General features: G+C 58.6%; 18 protein-coding genes. 3 read left to right on the top strand and 15 right to left on the bottom strand.

From position 1 onward, the window contains the following. Window positions 1-427: 427 nt before the first annotated feature. The 11 genes from NHL51_RS02635 to NHL51_RS02585 all read right to left on the bottom strand — a co-directional run bounded on the left by NHL51_RS02635 (window position 428) and on the right by NHL51_RS02585 (window position 14307). A complete protein-coding gene (locus NHL51_RS02635) occupies window positions 428-1795 on the bottom strand; it encodes a DUF6414 family protein (RefSeq protein ID WP_434141599.1) in 1368 nt (455 codons plus the stop codon). Beyond that, on the bottom strand, window positions 1792-3036 hold the full coding sequence (locus NHL51_RS02630) for an AAA family ATPase (protein WP_434141598.1): 1245 nt from the start codon (window positions 3034-3036) through the stop codon (window positions 1792-1794). Before NHL51_RS02630 ends, NHL51_RS02635 begins: the two co-directional genes overlap by 4 nt. After that, window positions 3029-3796, bottom strand: coding sequence for a M48 family metallopeptidase (locus tag NHL51_RS02625; protein ID WP_434141597.1), 768 nt, complete (start codon window positions 3794-3796; stop codon window positions 3029-3031). Before NHL51_RS02625 ends, NHL51_RS02630 begins: the two co-directional genes overlap by 8 nt. Then, entirely contained in the window at window positions 3783-6878 is a 3096-nt protein-coding gene (locus NHL51_RS02620) for a type I restriction endonuclease subunit R (protein WP_434141596.1), read from the bottom strand. The genes NHL51_RS02625 and NHL51_RS02620 overlap by 14 nt, the downstream gene beginning before the upstream one ends. Next, window positions 6875-7603: a TIGR02391 family protein gene (locus NHL51_RS02615; protein WP_434141595.1), complete on the bottom strand. Its 729-nt coding sequence runs from the start codon at window positions 7601-7603 to the stop codon at window positions 6875-6877. The genes NHL51_RS02620 and NHL51_RS02615 overlap by 4 nt, the downstream gene beginning before the upstream one ends. Beyond that, a complete protein-coding gene (locus NHL51_RS02610; protein ID WP_434141594.1) occupies window positions 7600-8811 on the bottom strand; it encodes a restriction endonuclease subunit S in 1212 nt (403 codons plus the stop codon). Before NHL51_RS02610 ends, NHL51_RS02615 begins: the two co-directional genes overlap by 4 nt. Beyond that, the gene (locus NHL51_RS02605; RefSeq protein ID WP_434141684.1) at window positions 8808-11243 is read right to left on the bottom strand and encodes a type I restriction-modification system subunit M; all 2436 of its coding nucleotides are present in this window, start codon (window positions 11241-11243) and stop codon (window positions 8808-8810) included. The genes NHL51_RS02610 and NHL51_RS02605 overlap by 4 nt, the downstream gene beginning before the upstream one ends. Window positions 11244-11967: 724 nt before the next feature. Next, on the bottom strand, window positions 11968-12231 hold the full coding sequence (locus tag NHL51_RS02600; protein WP_434141593.1) for a ribbon-helix-helix protein, CopG family: 264 nt from the start codon (window positions 12229-12231) through the stop codon (window positions 11968-11970). Between the two features lie 60 nt (window positions 12232-12291). Further along, window positions 12292-13470, bottom strand: a complete 1179-nt coding sequence (locus NHL51_RS02595; protein WP_434141592.1) for a tyrosine-type recombinase/integrase — start codon at window positions 13468-13470, stop codon at window positions 12292-12294. Window positions 13471-13492: 22 nt separating this feature from the next. Then, window positions 13493-13780, bottom strand: a complete 288-nt coding sequence (locus tag NHL51_RS02590) for a helix-turn-helix domain-containing protein (protein WP_434141591.1) — start codon at window positions 13778-13780, stop codon at window positions 13493-13495. A 182-nt stretch (window positions 13781-13962) separates the two neighbouring features. After that, window positions 13963-14307: a TraR/DksA family transcriptional regulator gene (locus NHL51_RS02585; RefSeq protein WP_434141590.1), complete on the bottom strand. Its 345-nt coding sequence runs from the start codon at window positions 14305-14307 to the stop codon at window positions 13963-13965. A gap of 43 nt (window positions 14308-14350) precedes the next feature. Here NHL51_RS02585 and NHL51_RS02580 point away from each other — a divergent pair, with 43 nt between their 5' ends. Beyond that, the gene (locus NHL51_RS02580) at window positions 14351-14890 is read left to right on the top strand and encodes a YaeQ family protein (protein WP_434141589.1); all 540 of its coding nucleotides are present in this window, start codon (window positions 14351-14353) and stop codon (window positions 14888-14890) included. 3 nt (window positions 14891-14893) lie between these two features. Here the strand turns inward: NHL51_RS02580 and NHL51_RS02575 are convergent, their stop codons facing one another. Both NHL51_RS02575 and NHL51_RS02570 read right to left on the bottom strand, forming a co-directional pair. Next, the gene (locus tag NHL51_RS02575) at window positions 14894-15520 is read right to left on the bottom strand and encodes an SIMPL domain-containing protein (protein ID WP_434141588.1); all 627 of its coding nucleotides are present in this window, start codon (window positions 15518-15520) and stop codon (window positions 14894-14896) included. 63 nt (window positions 15521-15583) lie between these two features. Continuing rightward, complete coding sequence (locus tag NHL51_RS02570; RefSeq protein ID WP_434141587.1) at window positions 15584-16642, bottom strand: FUSC family protein; 1059 nt, start codon at window positions 16640-16642, stop codon at window positions 15584-15586. Between the two features lie 340 nt (window positions 16643-16982). On the opposite strand from NHL51_RS02570, the gene NHL51_RS02565 reads away from it, so the two are divergent. Together NHL51_RS02565 and NHL51_RS02560 are read left to right on the top strand one after the other, a co-directional pair. Further along, window positions 16983-17426 (top strand): Hsp20/alpha crystallin family protein, encoded by a 444-nt coding sequence (locus tag NHL51_RS02565; protein ID WP_434141586.1) that lies wholly within the window; start codon window positions 16983-16985, stop codon window positions 17424-17426. A gap of 107 nt (window positions 17427-17533) precedes the next feature. Continuing rightward, window positions 17534-18022 (top strand): SixA phosphatase family protein, encoded by a 489-nt coding sequence (locus NHL51_RS02560; RefSeq protein ID WP_434141585.1) that lies wholly within the window; start codon window positions 17534-17536, stop codon window positions 18020-18022. A gap of 41 nt (window positions 18023-18063) precedes the next feature. Here NHL51_RS02560 and NHL51_RS02555 read toward each other — a convergent pair whose 3' ends face one another. After that, on the bottom strand, window positions 18064-18300 hold the full coding sequence (locus tag NHL51_RS02555) for a plasmid mobilization protein (protein ID WP_434141584.1): 237 nt from the start codon (window positions 18298-18300) through the stop codon (window positions 18064-18066). A gap of 198 nt (window positions 18301-18498) precedes the next feature. Further along, window positions 18499-19806, bottom strand: coding sequence for an exonuclease domain-containing protein (locus NHL51_RS02550; RefSeq protein ID WP_434141583.1), 1308 nt, complete (start codon window positions 19804-19806; stop codon window positions 18499-18501). Window positions 19807-19886 lie beyond the last annotated feature (80 nt).

Genomic DNA, 19886 nt, shown 5'->3' with positions numbered 1-19886 from the left:
CTGCGGGGTGTTGCCTGGGCATGGGGTAGGTTCTTCCGGGAATCTCTACTCTCCATCAAACACGACACGATTCACCCAGCGTTGGAAGTCGCAGCATGACCCCGTACGACACCGCTGCCGGGCGACTGCTGTCCAACGCGAACGATTTCCTTGCTGGTCTCGAGACCGTGCTCAACACCACACCGCGAGTATCGCTGAGCGGGTCGCGATCGAGAACGCTGCCGAGGTCGTCTACCCAGGCGTGGAAGGAGGCTGCTACCCCGAGATCATCCACACAATCGCTGAGCTACGCGACCGCATCTACCAGCACCTCGAAAGCTAGACCGGAACTTCCTCGAAGGACTCCAACACCGTTACACCACTCCACGGGACTTGACCCTGCAGACCCGGAGTAACGCATAGGGATACTGGCGACTGGCGGAAATTCTCACCAGTAGATCGCGATAATCTCGACATCCAGAAGCCGTTCTCGTTCCGCCCTCGTTTTCTGTTCAAGACTCGCCTGGCTCGTTGCATTAGCCAACGATGCCTCTAGCGTCGGGAACAGTGTGAGCCCTGTCTCTCCGCGCGCGTTCTCACGGAGGTCATGGCTTTGCTCGGACGTGATCGATTCATCAGCATGGTCCTCTATCCACTGATGAAGAACTTTGAATGCAGAATGCTGGTCGGAAACCGAAGCAACACGCACATGAAGCTTCTCGATAAGTTGCTCCAATTCTGCGTGTTGCGCGCACTCGAGCGTTGTTCCCGAAAGTTTTAAAGCGTGAGACGCGTAATGAGTTAGCGCTTCTCGCATTTTCTGCATGGCAGGGCTGGCCGTATCGGCCTGCGGAGCAAATGGCACTTTCCCAGCAGCGTTAATCTGCGGGACAAGCTCTGGCACCATTTCCCGGAAGATATCCGCGAGTTTCACTGGAGTCCAGGACGGCTGAATACCCGTGCGAGAGATGCGTGCGAGCAGGGTGAACTCTGCCTCGGAGAAAAGAACGCGTCGCAAGTCCTTCCAATAGGCAAGCAACTCCGTCACGCCAACGATTTGTAACGGCTCAGATTTCAGGTCAAGATCTTGAATCAAATCCTTGTGCACGACGTACTCGGTCTCATCCAACTCGATAACGACGTAGTCCAACGCGACGGCACGGATGGGGACGAGCCCAGCAAGAAGACGCTCGAGTACCTTTCTGACCGGAGCGAAATCTTGCAGCACACCGGCTCCGCCCCCTGCTGTGAACATCTCTGGGTAGTCTTCTGCCATACCTGCAAGCTCGGAGGTGACCGTGCTCATGTGGTACACCGGGTCTGCCGCGAGTTCGACTCGGAACTCAACCAATTCACCACGCGCGAGACCGTCAGACGAGACCATTAGTGATGTTTCATCAGTTCGCTTTAGCGTCTCGACGCTAACGGCAGCCGCTTCAGGTAAAGCTTTCTCCACGAGACGGATGCCGTTAAGAGCACGGAAGTCTCGGAACCAAGACTGCACCGTTGCTTTACGTGAGGTCTGAATAGAAGTGCTGTTGGATGTCTGAAATCGAGAAGATGCACCTGCCTTGCCTACGAGCGGATTACTCGCCTCAACAGAGGTCGCAGCTTCAATCTCGTAGGCATCATTGAAGCCTTCGGAAGTGCCGTCCCTTAGATCTCCTTTGAGTGAAGACAACAGGCTTCGAAGGCTCACTTCATCCAAGTAGACGAACTCACGCAGATTGTCCTTACTGACCTCTTCGGGCTTAGCTTCGGGTGCTTGCTTCCTCGGCTTGCCCCAGCGGTTCTGCCACCAGCTTCTGATACTCATTCTGCGTTCTCCTTTACAAGCTCTCGTCTCGGCCTCCGAGCGACTCGCTCGTATGCCATGGCGAGGTCTTCTGGAGAAATCGCCTCCCTGTCGTCTCCGGCGGCAACCAGTGCCGCTTCAGTCCAGATTGCAGTCAGTTCGGCAGCCGACCATCCATCGGTAAGCACTGCGACGTCTTCCAATGGCAGCTCGTCTGAGGTCTCGAGCTGGCTTGCACGCACCTGCAAAATCTCAAGTCGGTCTTGTCGGTTTGGGAGGCCAAAGTCGATCTCCCAGTCAAAGCGACCGGGGCGCGTCAGCGCGGGATCAAGCGACTCAACGCGGTTCGTAGCTGCAATGACTACGACGTTCTTTCCACTGTCGTCAAAGCCATCCATGAGCGTCAGGAACTGGGCAACGAGCTTGCGCGAGGACTCGTGAGAGTCTCCACCACGCCGCTCGGCAACGCTGTCGATCTCATCGAAGAAGATGATTGCCTTACCCGACTTACTATCTGCGGCTGCTTCAAAAATCTTCCGAAGATTATCTTCCGAAGATCCGACCCATTTGCTCACGATGGATGGGCCGCTCACAAGGAAGAAGTCTGCTCCTGACTCTTTTGCAATAATGCGAGCGAGGTGAGTCTTACCAGTTCCAGGCAGCCCAGTGAACAGCACACCTTTCACGGGCCGCGCGCCGATCTTCTCCAACTTCCCTCGCCGCTCTAACTGCGTTTCAATCAGTTCCCGAGCGCGTTCCTTTACGTGCGGGTACCCTCCAAAGTCACTAAAGCCTGCTCCCAGACTCTTCGGGTCCCACAAATACTCCTTGCGGATGTCTTCAACCTCGGTCTCTTGCCCGAGTGAGTTACTTCGGATGGGGGTCGCGGAGATTACGCGAAGCGCACCATCATATTCGTTGTACTCGATGGTGTTTCCCGCGCTAGCATCAATTCCCATGGGGTTCTTGATGGTCTTGAGCCGCATTTCGGTATCGACAATAAACGAGTCACCGTCGTCGATAACTTTCCTCACGACAGCAACAGATCTAGATTCATTCCAAACATCGTCCGGGGCTTGCTCCCAGCCGTTTGAACCCAAAATTAGAACGTCACCCACTCGTATGTTCTCGAGATTGGATAGACCGGAAACTCGCCCAGCTTGACCTTCGTGCATTCGGTAGTGCACGGTGAGGTTCTCAAGATCAATACGAATGACCTTCACTAGAAGGCCAAGGATCCCAGAGACTTCAAATTCAGACATCCGTTAGCCCTCCCTGCCTTTCGAGTGATCGCTCGAGTGCACTCCATTCTTCGCTAGCGAGGGGCGACCCATTCAGCTCACTGCGGCGCAACTCCCAATTAGGTAGCCGCTCATCCATCAATTTGATAAAGCGTTCACCGTGTTTGCGCTCGACGTAATGCGTCATCTCATGGACAACGATGTACTCGAGGCAATTCGGGTGCTTCTTTGCAAGCTCGAGGTTGAACCAGATGTGACGGCTTTCCCGGTTGCACGATCCCCATTTCGTCTTCATGCGTCGGATCGTCCACTTCGGAACAGTCACTTGAAGTTTGTTCTCCCACTTTTCGATCAGCGGAGCGAGTGCCTGGCGCAACTGGTCGCGGTACCAGCACTCGAGTGCTGCGCGGCGAGACTCTGCAGTGGAATCAGGGGCGGTGTAGATCACGAGACGATCGCCGTCGATTTCAGCCTTTGCACGCCCTGGTCGTTCAACGACTTTCAGGCGGAGCCGGTTGCCCCAGACATAGTGCGATTCACCAGTAACCATTTCACGCTCGGTCTGGCGTGGCGCAGCCTGGAGTCGCTTCCGCTGGCGCTTAATCCATGCCAGGCGCTGCACAACCGCAAGCCTCACTTGTTCATCATCGAAGCGCTCTGGTGCCGCGACACGGACACGACCAAGCGGTGGGTATACCCCGATGTGGAGGTGTTTGATGTCTTTGTGGATGACGTCAATATCGATGCCACCGACGGTGAGGTACGCACTAGTTGTAGTCATCGTGCGCTTTCACCAAATCCAAAACTGCGCTGACCCGTTCATCGCTAGCTTCGAGCTCACGAGCGATCGCCAAACGTACTTTCTTCTCTTTGAGTTTGTTGTTCTTCCACCCGTGCAGTTTGGCGTTTCTAACCGCGTAGTCAATCTCTAGAGCGATATCGCCATCCGGCCAGAAGAAATCAACGAGCGCTCGCTGCCCGGCATGGTTCACCCATGATGGGTAGCTTCGCCCCGTGTCTTTGTTGCCGAGTTGCTGAGCGGCCTCGAGGATCTTCGCGAGGTACTCTTCATACTCGATGGCTTGCTGTCGGCGCTCTTCAAGGATCGCATCCAGTAGTTCGCTCATCCGGTCATAGAACTTCGGGTTGAGTGCATGCTCGTCAATGATGACTTTACGCATGTTGTTGACGATGGTCTCTGCCACCGCTTCCCGGCTCTTCCGGATTCCAGCAGGCAGCTTGTCGATCGCGTCATGACTAAGCTTGACGATGAGGTCGATCAGGCCAGCATCTTCGAAATTCGAGACAACCTCCGAAGCACCTGCCTTGATGTAAGTATCGAGGAGGAAGCGCATGTCAGCTTCATACGCCTTGAAGTCGACATCTTCACCAGCAGCCAGCTTCACCTCAGCGCGCACATCGCTGTAGTGAGCGATCTCTCGTCTTATCTTCTCGGTGTCGGCGGGGCTGTAACCAGCCTCTTCCATATCGTTGGCGAGGTTCGCGAATGCGCGGGTGACCGCAGCCACCGCTTTGTAGAGCTCAACGCGTCGTGGTTCATTGGCCTTGATCTGCTCCGCGTTCCCGGCATCTTTTGCGACGAAATACGCACGGTACTCGTCGGTGCCACGAGGAGTCAACACCGGCTCGCAGAGCGCCCGGATGCGTTCAAGCGCATCGTCGAGGTGCTCGCGTGCAGTATCGAGGCGGTTAGAAAGCAGACCTTCGATGTCCTGCTTTTCGTAGTTCTCGAATGCGCCCGAGGTGTAGTCTCCGATGGCTTTCTCGAGTGAGTTGAACAGGTCACGGTAGTCGACGATGTAGCCGTAGTCCTTATCGTCACCGTCGAGACGGTTGACGCGGCAGATAGCCTGGAACAGACCGTGATCCTGCATCTTCTTGTCGATGTAGAGATAGGTGGCGCTCGGAGCATCGAAGCCAGTCAGGAGCTTGTCGACCACGATGAGCAGACGCATCTGGCCGGGATCCTCAATGAACTGCTTCTTGACGGCGTCTTCGAACTCTTCGACGCGCTTCATCGCCGAATCTTCGTCCTCGTCGAAATAGTCCGCGAGCATCCGACGGTAGGTGTCGTACTGAGCAAGTTTCTCGGTTTTGCCAGCCCCGGCGTCTTCTTTGGAGATCTCCGTGATGTTTGGTTCGTAGCTCGTGACGATGGCGCACTTGCCTTGGAAGCCTGCGGCGACAAAGAGGTCGTAGAACTTGCAGGCCTGGTAGATGCTCGAGCCAACAAGCATGGCGTTACCACGGCCATCCATAAGGCGAGGCTTGGTCTCCATGTCAATGAGAATGTCTGCGACGATCTGCTCGGCACGAGACTTGCTCGAGACGACCTTCTGCATCGTGCCCCAGCGTTTCTTGAGCTCAGCGCGAGTCAGATCAGTCATGCCCTTAGTCTTGGCTTCAAACCACTTGTCGACGTGGGCTGGTGAGGTCAGATCCTGATCGATATCTCGTGCCTCGTATTTGAGGTCGAGCACGACACCATCATCCACCGCTTCGTTGAACTTGTACGTGTGAATGAACGAGCCGAAGGTCTCGATGCTGGTGGCTTTGTCTGCTTTGAGCAGCGGCGTACCGGTGAAACCGATGAACATCGCGTCGGGCAGTAGCTGCTTCATCGCCTGGTGCATCTTGCCTGACTGCGTACGGTGCGCTTCATCCACGAAGACGAAGATGTTGCCCTTCGCGCGGAAGTCCTTCGGCAGTGCAGCGTTGAGTTCCTTGATGAAGTCATCCGTGTCAGCGTCAGCGTTGTCGTCATCGACACCACGGAACTTATGCACGAGGGAACCGATGAGCCATTCTTCGGAACTGTTGAGCGTTGAGATCAGGTCAGCGCCGCTCTTGGTGCGGTAAATCTGCTCGTTAACACCCTTGAACACCTTCTCGATCTGAGCGTCAAGTTCGGTGCGGTCGGTGATGATAAGCACGCGAGGGTCGGTGCCGACCTGGGACTCGCGGATCCACTTAGCAAGCCACACCATCGTGAGGCTCTTACCCGAACCTTGGGTGTGCCAAATGATGCCACCTTCGCGCTTCTCGATTCGTTCCTGCGCTGCCTTGATACCGAAGTACTGGTTGTGGCGTGGGCCTTTCTTGACGCCGTTGTCGAAGACGATGAAGTCGTGGATTAGCTCAAGGAAGCGATCCTTGGAACACATCTGCAGTAGCGCGCGGTCGAGCGGTGAGGAGGCGTTGGAATCTTCTTTCCACTCCAGCCAGTACTTCTCGGGAGTATCGATAACGCCATAGCGCAAACCTTCGGCATCGTTACCCGCAAAGAGGAACTGCACGGTTGAGAAGAACGGACGGATGAAGTCTTTACTCTGGTTGCCGATCGACTGGCGAATACCCTCACTCACCGAGACCTTGGAACGCTTCAGTTCGATGACACCGAGCGCGAGACCGTTGACGTAGAGCACGATATCCGGGCGCTTGGTGTGCTGTCCGAGCACCGTCACTTCTTCGGCAAAGGCGAAGTGGTTCGCGGTCGGTGTCTGCCAGTCGATAAGCCAGACCGTCTGTGTCTGCTCACCGACACCGGCCTTCACCTTCACGCCATAACGAAGCAGCTGGTAAACGTCACGGTTCGCCTCGAAGAGATTGTGGCCGGTGCCAACCGCTGCAGCTTTTTCGAGCTTGTCGAGTGCCCGACTGATAAGCACATCGTCATAGCCACGCGCACGCAGGTTCTGCGTCAGGAGATCGGTCTCAATGCCGTTGGTGCGGTTACCGTCGTGCCAGTCACCGAGATACTCGTAGTTGAGCCGTTCGGGGTCGCCGAAGAGCTTAACGACGCGTTCCTGCGTCTTACGTTCAATCTGACCAACCGTACTCATGAGGATTCTCCTGCACGCTCCACTGTTGATTCATCCACCCATCGCGCGAGCACGCTTAACGCGGCGAGATATTCCAATGCGACCTGCTCAGACAGTTCCTGATCCGCCTCATGCGACAGCGGATTGCGGATGCCAGCGAACACACCTTCAGCGAAGGCCATGGCTCCGCGCTGCATCGATCTGTAGGTGTCACTGTCGTCTGGCGACATGCGGCGAAGTCGCGCCTTTCCAGGTTTAGATTCGTCGAGTGAGAAGGACTGTTTGAAGAGATCGGTCTCGCTGACATCGCGTCGACCGACCTTGTTCTGGGTCTCGGCGTTCAGTTTCGTTGCAGCGTCACGAACTGCCTGCACGAAATGTTCTGACTGCCAGAGCGAGCGTGCTCCACTCCAAATCCAGGGATGCAAGCCTGTCGCAGAAATGCGAGGCGCATCGTCTCTGAGCTTTTCTTGAAGTTCTTGTTCCCGCTGAAGCTGAGTTCGCGCCCGACTTGCCAGTTCCCGGAGTCCGTCCCTTTGACGCTTGGTCTCTTTAAGGTCGGACTTCCATCCAGGTAGTACTCGTCCAAGAATCTGCTCAACAACATGTGCCTGACCCGCAATTTCTTCATTCTTGCCACGAATGAAAGAGCCGATCACGTTGGGGCGGCTCGAAGGAACATACTCAGTGAGATGGATGAATGTATTGAGCTGCTCAATAGCCCAGTCTCGATCTAGGCCACTCATGAGGTTGCCTCCGCTGGCAAGCGAGTACGTCCGGTGAGGAGTTGCTGCATCATGCCCTGTTTGATGTTTCTAACTTTACGAAGTCGATCTTGCAACGCTGAGAGTTGTGCATCGACATCTTTGATCGCATTTCCAATTGCTTCCTGCTCTTCGAGTGGAGGAAGGTGGATGGGCAAATCCCTGACTTTGCTTGCACTGATCTCGAGAAATGTGCTTCCGGCAGCACGAGACTCAAACTTGCTCCTGTTTAGCTGCACCCAGTAATAGAAAAACCAAGTGGAACGCAGATCGTTAGGAATGAGCGAAGTAAATCCCTGATTTGTCGATACAGGTTTACCGGCAACTGCACAGTTCCCGATACTGGCTCGAGAAGTCACCAGCACCGAACCGGCAGGCAGGATAGCAGCCGCTGATCCAGAAAGACCTGCAGCTGTGATCGTGCGCTCAGACTTGGTTACAACCCCTGATCCTTCAGATTTGATTTCTGCCGGAGCGAACCAGGGTATGTCGCCACCCCAATAAGAACTAACACGTGTCGACGGTGTGCCTCCGCCAACTACGCGACCAATTGAGCCAACTGCCGTATCAGTCCAGATGCGATCGTGTCCGGGTAGTCGCGTCTTCCCGGTGAGTAGCTGCTGCATCATGCCGGTCTTGATTGCCTGCTTCTTGGCAATGAGGCGTTCAAGTGTGGAGATCAGATCGTCTGTATCGGCCAAGACTCCAGCGAGCCGCTTCTGCTCCTCGAGCGGAGGCAGAGGGATACGAAAATCACGCACCATTCCCGCATTCAGATTCGCCTGTGTACCCTGCTGGCCAGTTATCTTGACCTCACGCTTGATCGATGACAGGAAGTAGTACAAGTAGTTTCGATCTAGCTCTGCTCCTACGTTGATCCCCAGGATTGCCTGGCTGGACGAAACAGCCCCAACTGCAATGGCGCACTCTCCGAGCGATGCATACATAGCGTAGAGAACGACATCGGGTTCGTATACTGATGCAGCTGATGCCGATAGCCCTACTGCACTGAGGGTCTTCGCTGTGATTTTGACATACTTACCATTTGCCGTCATATCGGCAATGGAAACCCAGGGGATACCACCACCGTAGTACTTGGGAACTTTTGAAGACGGTGTACCCCCGCTTTTCATCGTCGCTAGGTCACCCAGGCGCTTCTCCGACCAATCTTTGACGTGCTGCGCTGTCATAGCTCAATTCCCATAGAAGCTAAATGTCCCGCGACTCTGGTTTCCAAGCTCGCTAGGTTATCAGCGATGTCACTGACAGTGTCTATGTATCGTTTCCCGAGCTGTTCGATACGACCAACTAGCTGTAGCGTCAGTGAGTTCACCTCACTGTCAAGACTCACAGCGACAGAGGCACACCACTTATCATCAAGTACAAGTGCCTCCACATCATTATTTGTGAGCTCACCGTACTTTCGTAGTACAAGATCGTCGAGAGCAGCCTGCGCCTCCTTAGCTTGCTTCTTCAGCGCTGCTTCCTCGTTCACTAGCGCGAGCGCTTCCTGTGCAAGTTTCAGCGTTTCGCTGTCGCTCAAGTTCTCCGCTTCCCGGATCGCAGCACTCACAAGTTGCTTCGTATATGCACCCTTGTCGTTCGTGGCTTCAGCGAGCGGAGCTTCGTCTGCTCCGTACTCTTCGGCGTGCTCCGTGAGTGCGGCAGTAGCTGCTTCGAGATCTGCGTTCAGGCTGTCGATGTTTGCCTGGTCATCTGCGAAATAGCGCGCCACAATGAGTGCAGGCGGCACAAGATCCATCTTGTACTTCGTTTTCTTGCGCCCTGTCCCAACAACTAGATCTGGCTCCTCAGTGAGCTTCCGCTCTTTATCCTCGATCGTGGTGCGCGGACGAGATGCTTCAAGCCAGCCCTCATTCATGACGAGATAGACGTCATCATTCATGGCTACGTCCCAATAGCTCATTAGCCGCTGGTAGGCGTCATATTCATCAAGGAGCGGCACATCCTTGAACCGAGCTAGGAAGTCCTCGCTCAGTTCCGCGATCAAGGCAGCAGGATTTGTTGATGAGTCGATCCCCACGAGCTTGTTGCGGTGCGCATTGAACCAATCACTCACGATGCCACGAACCTGCGCTTGGAGCTCAGCGAAGCCAGGCGCATCGAGGATGGTCTGTTGGACTTCATTCACGTCAACAGCGAGGTCACTGTAGCCGGGACGGTTGGGCTTGAACAACTGGCTGCGCAGCTGCGGGAACGGCTCCCAGTACTCCGCGAGTGCATCGAGATCCCGGTCAGGAATACCGCCGTTAATGTGCGCGTCGAGATCCTGCAGGTCTTCCGGCTCGGAAGAATCAATATAACGCGGGATGTTGAGGTTGTAGTCGTTCTTCGGATCAGCAATCTCGCCCATCGGCACCATGCGTGAGTAGCGCTCGATCGTGAGTTGCTTGTTGAAGGTGTCGACAATCTTGTGGATGTCCTGGCTACGCAGGCGGTTCTTGTTGCCGTCCTTGATGAAGCCCTTGGACGCGTCGATCATGAAGACGCCGGTGCGCCCGACCGCGTTCTCCTTGTCGAGAATGACGATACAGGCGGGGATGCCGGTGCCGTAGAACAGGTTCGCAGGCAGGCCGATGATGCCTTTGATGAAGCCGCGCTTGAGGAGTTCCTTGCGAATGTTGGCTTCGGCGTTGCCACGGAATAGTACTCCGTGCGGCAGGATGACTGCGGCCTTACCGTCAGATTTGAGCGACGTCAGCGCGTGCAGCAAGAAGGCATAGTCACCGTTCTTCTCTGGTGGCATGCCGTACTCGAAGCGACCGAAGTCGTTCTCGAGACCGTTCGACCATGACTTCACCGAGAACGGCGGGTTCAGCACGACATAGTCAAATGTCTTGAGGCGATTGCCGTCAGTCAGTTTCGGGCTGGTGATCGTGTCGCCCTTGTGGATCTCAGCGGTCTCGTTGCCGTGGAGAATCATGTTCATGCGAGACAACGCCCAAGTTGCATTGTCCTTCTCTTGGCCATAAATCGTCATGCCACGAGGAGCTTCAGCAGCAGCTTTGAGGAGCAGCGATCCCGAGCCACAGGCTGCGTCATAGACGGTCTCATCCTGGCGGGTTTCACTGTTGATGCCCACGACCTGTGCCACCACACGCGAGACCTCGGCGGGAGTGTAGAACTGACCTTTGCTCTTACCGGACTCAGTGGCGAAGTGACGCATCAGGAACTCGTATGCATCGCCGAGCAGGTCATCGCCTTCAGCGCGCGAGCCACGGAAGTCGAGCTCATTGAAAATGGTCACAAGCTTGGAGAGGCGATCCTGCATCTCCTTGCCGTTGCCGAGCTTCTCTCCATCGTTGAAGTCAGCCTGGTCGATAACGTTGCGGAGGTCGTTGGCTTCGGCGAGCTTCCCGATGATCTTGTTGAAGCGATCACCGATCTCTTTGTCGCTCTTCGCTGCGAGCATGTCATCGAACGAACCGCCCTCGGGCACCTCGATGAGGCTGTCTGGGTCGGACTTCGCCTTGTCGGTGACGTACTTCATGAAGAGCAGCGTGAGGACGTAGTCCTTGTACTGGCTGGCATCCATGCCGCCACGAAGCTCGTTCGCCCCTGCCCAGAGTGAACTGTAGAGATCAGACTTCTTGAGAGCCATCGTCACGCCGCCACCCTCGCGATCGAGTTACCGATGGGGATATATAGCGGTGTGGTCATGCTGCTTTGCTCTCCTTCGCGCATATGCGCGATTAGCTATTTCTTGGTTATGTGACTACCGTACCGGCGCTTTACCTTCTGACATATGAAGCAGACAGTCGTGCCCTCGTATTCCGTCCTCCTTTCGAGCTACCACGCGTCTTGCAGATGAGGTGCGCAACTCCCGCCAGCACCGTTTCCCGCACGCAAAGCTTGATCTGCGACAAGCACCAAAACCTCGTTCTGCAAGAGGCGTGGTCGCTCTGGTCAGGCACGCGGTGTGCACCTGTTCAGCAAGCAGGAGAACAGGGTTCAGGGTGACCGCTGGGAATCTTGGCGACAGCTCTGTTCAGAATCGAAAGGTGGCGATACAGCTGCTGTTCAACACGGGAGAATCATGTTTTGTCGTTTTCAGCAGGAACCCACGGTGCCGCCACCGTGGCGGCACCGTGAAGCCGCAACCACACGGTTTCAGCAGCCAAATTAACCGACATCGCGGCAGCCCACGGTCGTGCCGCCGTGGCACCACCGACAACGCCATCCCCGTTCGGAATTTACTCATTCTGCACGCGAGGTGAGACAAACTCTCAGCAGGCGAACTCGGCCTGTCGGACTATGGCAACAGGTCAATCATCTGCGGCCTGGCTTTCATCGCGTGAATAACCAATTCGCAGAGTCGTGAACATTCATGCAGCTGTGAGGTGCAATGCTTCACGGATCACGTCGGAACGAGTCTTACCTTCGTGTTCCGCCCGCTCATCGAGCACTGCAATCTCCTCGAGCGTGAGACGGAGCGCAACCACCTGCGACGGCTCGGCGCCACGCCCTGGCCTTCCCCGGCCGCGCTTCTTCAGCGCAGCAATGTCATAGCCAACTTCAGCCTCAGCAGCCCAAGCAACAATCTGTTCCTCCGTGACCGGAACACCATTGATCGTTTCGCGCGCATTCATGACAATAATGTATAACGAAAACAACGGTACGGCAATGATTGAAAGTACCGCTCACAATCCTCAACTCCCGAACACCGCATCGAGAATGTCCACGGTCACCGGGTCGACCTGTTCCTGACTCACGACGTAGCTGGCGCGGGTAATCTGCTCGTTCGCGTGACCGAGCAACCTCGACGCCAGCGTGATGCCGGCGTTGCGTTCGATGAGGGTTGCAACAGTGCGACGGTAGATGTGCGTCGAATACTCATCGACCTCTACCTCGAGCTTCAGCAGTGCCTCGCGGTTCTCGTCGATGAACGAGCGCAACAGTCGTTCATAGTTGTGCACGCTGAAGAGTGCGCCGGTGCGGGTCGGGAAGAGCAGCGCGTCCGGGCCGCTTGCGGCGAGCGCGAGCCTGCGCCGCACGGCAGTTGCGGCCATTGCGGGCAGCGCAGCCCTGCGAATCTGGCGGGTGCGTTTCGGCGAGTCTTTGCGCGAGGTGCCCTTGCCGCGGTGGTCGACATTCGTGCCGTTGATCGAGAGCGTGGGCGGGTTCGTGGTCATGTCCACGTCGCGGCGACGCAGGGCGAGGCACTCCCCTATTCGTGCGGAGGTGCCGAGCATAATGTCCATGCCGTCAACGAGAGCGCGGTAGTCGGCGCGGGGGCCGCCGCGCTTGCGTATCTCTTGCCAGTGCGCCATGAGTTCTCGAATGCCCGCGATCTGCTCGGGGGTGAGTATCGAGGTCTTCTTCGGCGGCAACGGCAAGCGTTGCACGTCGCGCACTGGATTAAAGGGGATGGCATCGTCGCGCACGGCGAAGGCGCAGATCATATTGAAGACGCTGCGAGCCCGGCGTGCGGCCGAGATACTGCGTTCGAGCAGAATCGCCTGGATGATGCGGTCACATCGCCCGACGGTGAGCGCTCCGAGCGCGATGCCGCCGCAACGAGGCAGCAGGGTGCAGCGCACGCTAATCTCGTAGTTTTCGTAGGTGGAGAACGAGAGCGACCCGACGGTTGCGCGGGTGTGCACCTGTTCGAGCCACGCCTTCGCAGCGTCGGCGATAGTGTCGTTGCGGGTGAGGCCGGAACTCGATCCGGTACTCAGGCCGAGCTTCCTCTTGTCGAGGTCTTGACGCGCGAACTCTTCGGTTTCGGCGACGGTGACAAGCTGATGCAGGTCACCAGCATCGTCTCGGGCGCGTGCCCTGGCACGGAACTTGCCGTTTGAGAGTTTCGTGATCTGCACGGAGCCCATCTCGCCTGCGGCGAGTTTCGGTCTAGGCACGGCGATGCCCTTCGACCCAGTCGAGCAGTTCAGCCTGGTTGTAGCGAACGTGCCGACCAAACTTGACCCACGGCGGGCCGGAGCGAGTGAGCCGCCAATCCTCGACCGTGCGCACGGGGATGCGGAGCATGTCCGCAACTTCGCGCGAGGTGAGAAAGACGGGCGATACGGACTGTGGTTCTGAGTTCGTGTGCTGTTCCATGCCAGGCAGGTGCACAACTTGCGCTCTCGTCCGGTAGCTCCCTGCGGCGCTCAGCGCCCGCAGGTTCGGCGCGGTCATGACCGACCTCGTATCGGGGTTTTTGGTATTGATTGCGGTGTTTTTACCAAAAACCCGGTCGACAAGTGGTGAACGGATAGGCGATTCTGCCGCGGAATTTCAACGATCTCAGCGGTGCCTGCTTCTGAAATGACCCAAGAAGCACTGACTCCCCGTCAGCATGATCAGTGCAGCGCCCACCTTCACGCGCACTTCACGCACTGCTCCCGGAATGGTCGGGCTTCGAGCTGCCCCTCCGGAATCCGGTTGCCGCACACAACGCAAACGCCATAAGACCCTGCGGCGAGACGCTCCAGAGCAGCATCGACTTGGCGTAGCGTCGCTCGGGCGTCCTCGAGCAGCCCGGCGCGTAGCGACCACTGCGCCGAGAGCGTCTCCCCCTCCGGGTCGTGCTCGTCATCGTCGGATTCACTTCGGCGAGCGCGGGTCAGCGCATCCAGGTCGGCCTCGAGCTTCGCGACGCGCTCGAGCGCGTGCTGCCGCTCCAAAACGAGCAGCGCCTCGACCCCTGTCGATGCATCACTCATGCTTGGCAGTGTAGCCACTCCCCTACGCACTACGATCGAGATCATGGCTATCGGTTCGACGATTCACGTGTTCGCGGTGCAGCTCGCCGATGTCGACCGGGGTGTCTACGAGGATTTCTCGCTGCGGGTCGCGCGCCACCCGTCGGAGACCGACGCTTTCATGATGACGCGCCTACTCGCCTACTGCCTCGAATATCGGGAGGGCATTGAGTTCAGTGCCGGCGTCTCCACAACCGATGAGCCGGCGGTGATCGTGCGCGATCTCACCGGGGCGATCACCGGTTGGATCGAAGTCGGAGCACCCGACGCGGCGCGCATGCATCACGGCAGCAAGCTCGCCGGCTATGCCACCGCGTACACGCATCGCGACCCCGAGAAGGTGCTCGCGTCGTGGAGCGGCAAGACGATCCACCGCTCCGAAGACATCGTGCTGCACAGCTTCGACCCTCGCTTCATCGAGGACGCGACACGAGCGCTCGAACGCCGCAACGAGATGTCGCTCTCCGTGACGGAGGGCACGCTCTTCCTCGAACTCAACGGGGTATCGCTCAGCTCCGCGGTCGGCACGCACCAGCTGCCGTAAGGATCACGCGGCCTCGTAGACGCCATTCACTGTCGAGAAGACCGTGATCTCGGGAATGGTGACTTCCGCCGCACCGGCGGAGCCGCTCGCTCGCGCAAGCATCGGCCCCGCTCCGGGCTGGCCGGCGGCCGTGTCTGAGATGCTCGTGACGCTCTCGATGCGTTGACCGAGCGCGTCGGCGTAGTCGTCGGCGATAGCTCGTGCCGCGGCGACAGCGGCCTTACACATGCTGCGCTCGCTCTCCCGTCGGGTCGCTTCAGTCAGGGTCCAGTCGACGCTCGCCGTCAGCCCGGCTTCGGCGAACTCGGTGACGAGCGCGCCGACGAGCGACAGGTTCGACAGCTTCACGCGCACGCGGCTCGCGGTGCGGTGCTCGATCACGGTCTGGTTGTTCTTCCCCTCTGCATAGGTCTTGTAGCTCCAAGTACTGATGGGATCGGCGGCATGCCAGGTCGCATCGCCGTTCGCACGCAGCTCCTGCGCCCGCTGCACCGCCCAGTTGTGGTTGCGCGTCGCGATCTCGATGCTCTTGCGCCGGTCGCGCGAAGCTACCGAGATGTTCACGGTGATCGTGGCGCGTTCGGCGAGCAAGTGGGCTTCACCGGTGCCCGTGGCATGGATCGTCGTCATGAAAACACGGTAGCAGTGGACCGCGATGACCGGACACGGTGTTCGCGTCGACACCACCATGCCTCACGCGTCGTCTGCGTCCTGAGTTTCTAGGATGCGCCTGAGGCACACGCCAATGGCCACCGCCGATGACGGGACCGCTCCCGATGCGGCCGGCGCCTGGGTTACCGCTTCAGCAGCGAGGTGGACATAACGGTCCACCGCATACTGCGCGGCTTCCCGCGCCGCTCGCTGTTCATCGCTCCCGGGCTTCGCGTCGACCACGGCACGGCAGGCTTCGAGGGCATCACCGAGGCCCTCCCTCGAACGGTCCCCCTCCGCACTCCTCCCGACGAAATCGGAGAGTGCGCGCACATAAAACTCGCATCGATCGAGCGATGCGAACCGCTCGTCGAGCGACTCGCGCTGGGCGTGATGCCGATGGGCCCGGGGATTGGCCCGTCCACTCCGGCGGGCTTCGTCGAGATCGGCAGCCACCGCATCGCGCGCAACATGGAGGTGCGCGACGGAGGGTCGAAATCTGCCTTCGTCTCCCTCGCCGCGCACGAACAGTTCCGTCCCGCGCAGCGCCTCGGTGATCGCGCGTCTCAGATCCGACAGACGGGCATCGGCCTCGGCGAAGTAGAGCGGCGGCACCGCTACCCACTGCACGACCAGCCCGAGGGCTGCGCCGAACGCCATGGTCACGAGATACGAGACAGAGAAGTCTTCGCCCTCGCGCCCGCTCAGCAGCAGCACGAGCACTCCCGCGATGGGCACCCAGTCGCCTCCGGCGCCGAGCACCTTCAGCCCGCCGAGCGCGACCCCGATGCCCACAACGACGGCGATCGCCGCATACGAGGGCGCCCCCGCATGAACGAGCCCGAGCGCCCCGAGGCCGAGCGCGATACCGAGCGCGAGCCCGATCAGCACCTGCACGCCCGCACGCACCGAATCGAGCACCGTCGCGTAGACGCTGACGAGCGCACCGAGCGGCGCATAGTACGAATACTCGGATTCGGCGAACGGCACGAACGGAGCCAGCACCCACGCGAGCGCGGCGGCGAGCGCGGTCTTCAGCGCGAGCACCCAGCGCGAACGCCGCGCCAAGCGTCGCATTTCCTGCTTCGCGCGCTCGTGCACCGGGCGCGCACGATGCGCGAGCCGCCGCAGCGATAGCCTCATGCGCCCCGAACCCCGGCCGTCTCCATTGCTGCGCCCCTCCCGTTGCCACCTATCCCGCTCGTACGCAGAAACTACGCCGATGCCTCGCCCTGCCACAGGGCCTTGCCGGTCCGTACCGCGCACGCCACAATGCCCGTCACCGAGATCACGAGGGCGACGGGAGCCGATCGGTATCACCGTTTGCCCTCGGCGAACGCATTAGCACTCCCCATGCGCGAGTGCTAATCTAATCTCAAGTTGAGCCACCTAGGCTCAAGTTTTCAGATCAATCCGAAACACAGTCGAAAGGTGATGCAAAATGGCTACGTACAACCCGATCCGCGACATGGAACGCTTCGCCGACGCGCTGCTCGAGGGATCGACCCGAGGCCCGCGCCGCATGCCCATGGACCTCTACCGCGACGGCGACAACTATCTGCTGACGGCCGACATGCCGGGAATGGACCCCGGCTCGGTGGACATCGACATCGACGGGCAGCTGCTCACCATCCGCGCCGAGCGCACGCTGCCGAAGGCCGAGAACGTGAAGTGGATCACCCGCGAACGCACCCCGGGCAGCTTCCTGCGCCAGCTCAACCTGGGCCAGGGCATCGACACCGAGCGCATCACCGCGAACTACGACAACGGTGTGCTCAGCGTCACCATCCCGGTGAGCGAGCGGGCGAAGCCGCGCAAGGTGCAGGTCTCGACCGGTGCCCCGGCGGGCGTCGACTCGTCCGAGGTCGTGGTCTCGGAGGCGTAAACAAACGTCCACGCACATGGGCCTCGGCGGGAGCACTCTCGCCGGGGCCCATTGCTGTTCACGCGACCCCGTCATACGATGAGCATCACCACACCAGGAGGTGCACCGTGGTCGAACTGATTCTCGCCCGTCATGCGAAATCCGACTGGGGCGACCCGGGCATCACCGACCATGATCGCCCGCTCAACCCTCGCGGTCTGCGTGATGCGCCAGCCATGGCCGAGCGCCTCGTCAGGTCCGGCGCCCAGGTGGAACGCATCCTCTCAAGCACGGCGCTCAGAGCCCGAACGACCGCGGCGCAGTTCGGGGAAGCCCTAGGCATCGAGGTCGAGCAGCGCGGCAGCCTCTACCTCGCCTCTGACGATGAACTCTTCGAGCAGGCGGCAGCAGCCGGCGACTCGTCGGTGATGATCGTCGCCCATGACCCGGGTCTCACGGAGCTCGCGTTCCGACTTTCGGGCGGGGGCATTCCGCATATGCCGACGTGCGCCGTCGCCCGCTTCACCTGGGACGTAGATTCATGGAGCGACGTCGGAGACCGCAGCCCGGATCGCTGGTCGTTCGACTCGCCGAGAGGCGGATCAGTGAACACCTGAAGGCATCGACCTCTTCGGGTTCATCACTTCCCCACTTACTCCTACGCCGCGCCACGTCGGTCGAGCAGCACCGTCCGCGCGTACGTCGAAGCAGGGAGGTGGTGTGACTCCGCATCCTGCTGCAGCTCCTCAAACTCGGCCTCAGTCAGTCGCACTTGCAGCACGCGCAGTCTATTCGGGCGGCGGGGATGACTATCCGGATTTCGCACAGAATCGGGGTTCGCCTCGATCTCGACACTTTCTTCTTCCAACAGTCTGCGAAGCTTCTCATCCATCATTCGCCCTTCTCACGTTACCGGATACCACCAGGGCACCCCAGCCTGTTCAAGCCACACAGTTGATCCTCAACTGATCTGAATGGTCAGGGCCACTCCAACAAGCCCAGCAATTCGACCAGCTGACCTGAACGTGTAGTGCACTGTAGTACAGGGGCAAATGGTTGTCAGCAATCATCGAGTGACTTCGCCAGCCCTCGTCTACTGCGCCGCGCTGCGCCGAATCAGCGCCAAGCCTTCAGCCTCTCCAAGAATCGAAATACCGTAAGCGTGAGCCTTCTTCGCTTTGCCCGACTGAGTATACGGATCGGCGGCGATAACGAGAGCAGTCTTCTTTGTCACGTTGTTGGCCACCAGGAAACCGGAGGAAATGATCTCGGTCTCGATCGTCACCCGATCTACGGTCATTTCACCGGTGAGCACAACGATTGCAGAGGCGGGAAGCGCTTCAGCCAGCTGAGGACCCGTAAGTGATGACGCCAAGCCTGCATTGCTGGTCTTGGATCCATGGAGTGCCGCCTTCACAGAATCGCCATCTATCCCTAGCAGCCCCGCCAGCTGTTCAATGTCAGCCTTTTCGTCGGCGGTCAACACGCCGTCAGCCCACGCTGCTCGCACCACATCTTCGAAATGTCCCCGGTGCAATGACCCGAGCGTCACTCCGTCAAGACCGAGTGAGCGCGCAGTTTCCACGAGTGCATCAACTTCTGTCGCATCAAGTACACGGTCAGCAAGCGCACTCTCGAGCAGCCGCGCATACTCTTCAGTTTCGGGCTGAGTCGGAGCCTGGGTGCCGAGCGCATGGAGGACATCCTTCATTGACGCCGAATCTGCAGAGATAGGAGCCGGCGCGGGCTGCTCGGGAGTCTGACCGCGTTGCTTTCCGTTCACGTCGCATGGCACGTACTCAGGCCACACCACGGTTTCGGCCTGATCCAAATGCGTGCGCCAATACGCAGAATCTGGCGCCATCTGAATGAGTGCGCTCAACACGAATGAGGTAACCATGGCATCGCCAAACGCGCTATGTTCAGGTCGCTCCTCGAGCCCGACAAACTTGAAAACCTCCGCCGCGTTGATTCCGAGGTGCGCTGCCACATCGCCCAGCTTGTAGGACCGCGGCGGGTTCGATTTGAGCAGGCCCTTCGCTGCCTGAACGGTATCAATCGCTACGAACTCGGGCACATCGAACCCTTCACGTTCGAGCTCAGCGGCAAGGAACCGCAAATCAAACGAGACGTTATGGCCGACGATGACTCGCCCCTCGAGCATTTTCAGAAGCGACGGAGCCACTTGGTCAAACGTAGGTGCATCGAAGACATCTCGCGCACTCAACCCATGAACACTCGTCGGCCCGACATCTCTCTGGGGGTTGACAATGGTTTCAAGCCCGTCATTGAGCTGCAGAGATGGGCTCATATACACGGCACCGACTTCCACGACTCGATCACCGCGTTTTGGTGCCAAGCCCGTGGTCTCGAAATCAAGAATTACAAAGCCGCGCGACAAGAGTCAGCCCTCCTCTGAAAGTGCCTATGCTGAGCAAGATACCAGTGTTTATGATTCGTACTCATTGCATTGCTTATGCA

Origin of the sequence: Leucobacter sp. gxy201, from assembly GCF_051043335.1 — a bacterium.
Taxonomy (GTDB): Bacteria; Actinomycetota; Actinomycetes; order Actinomycetales; family Microbacteriaceae; genus Leucobacter.
This window is presented reverse-complemented; position numbering and strand designations above follow the sequence as displayed.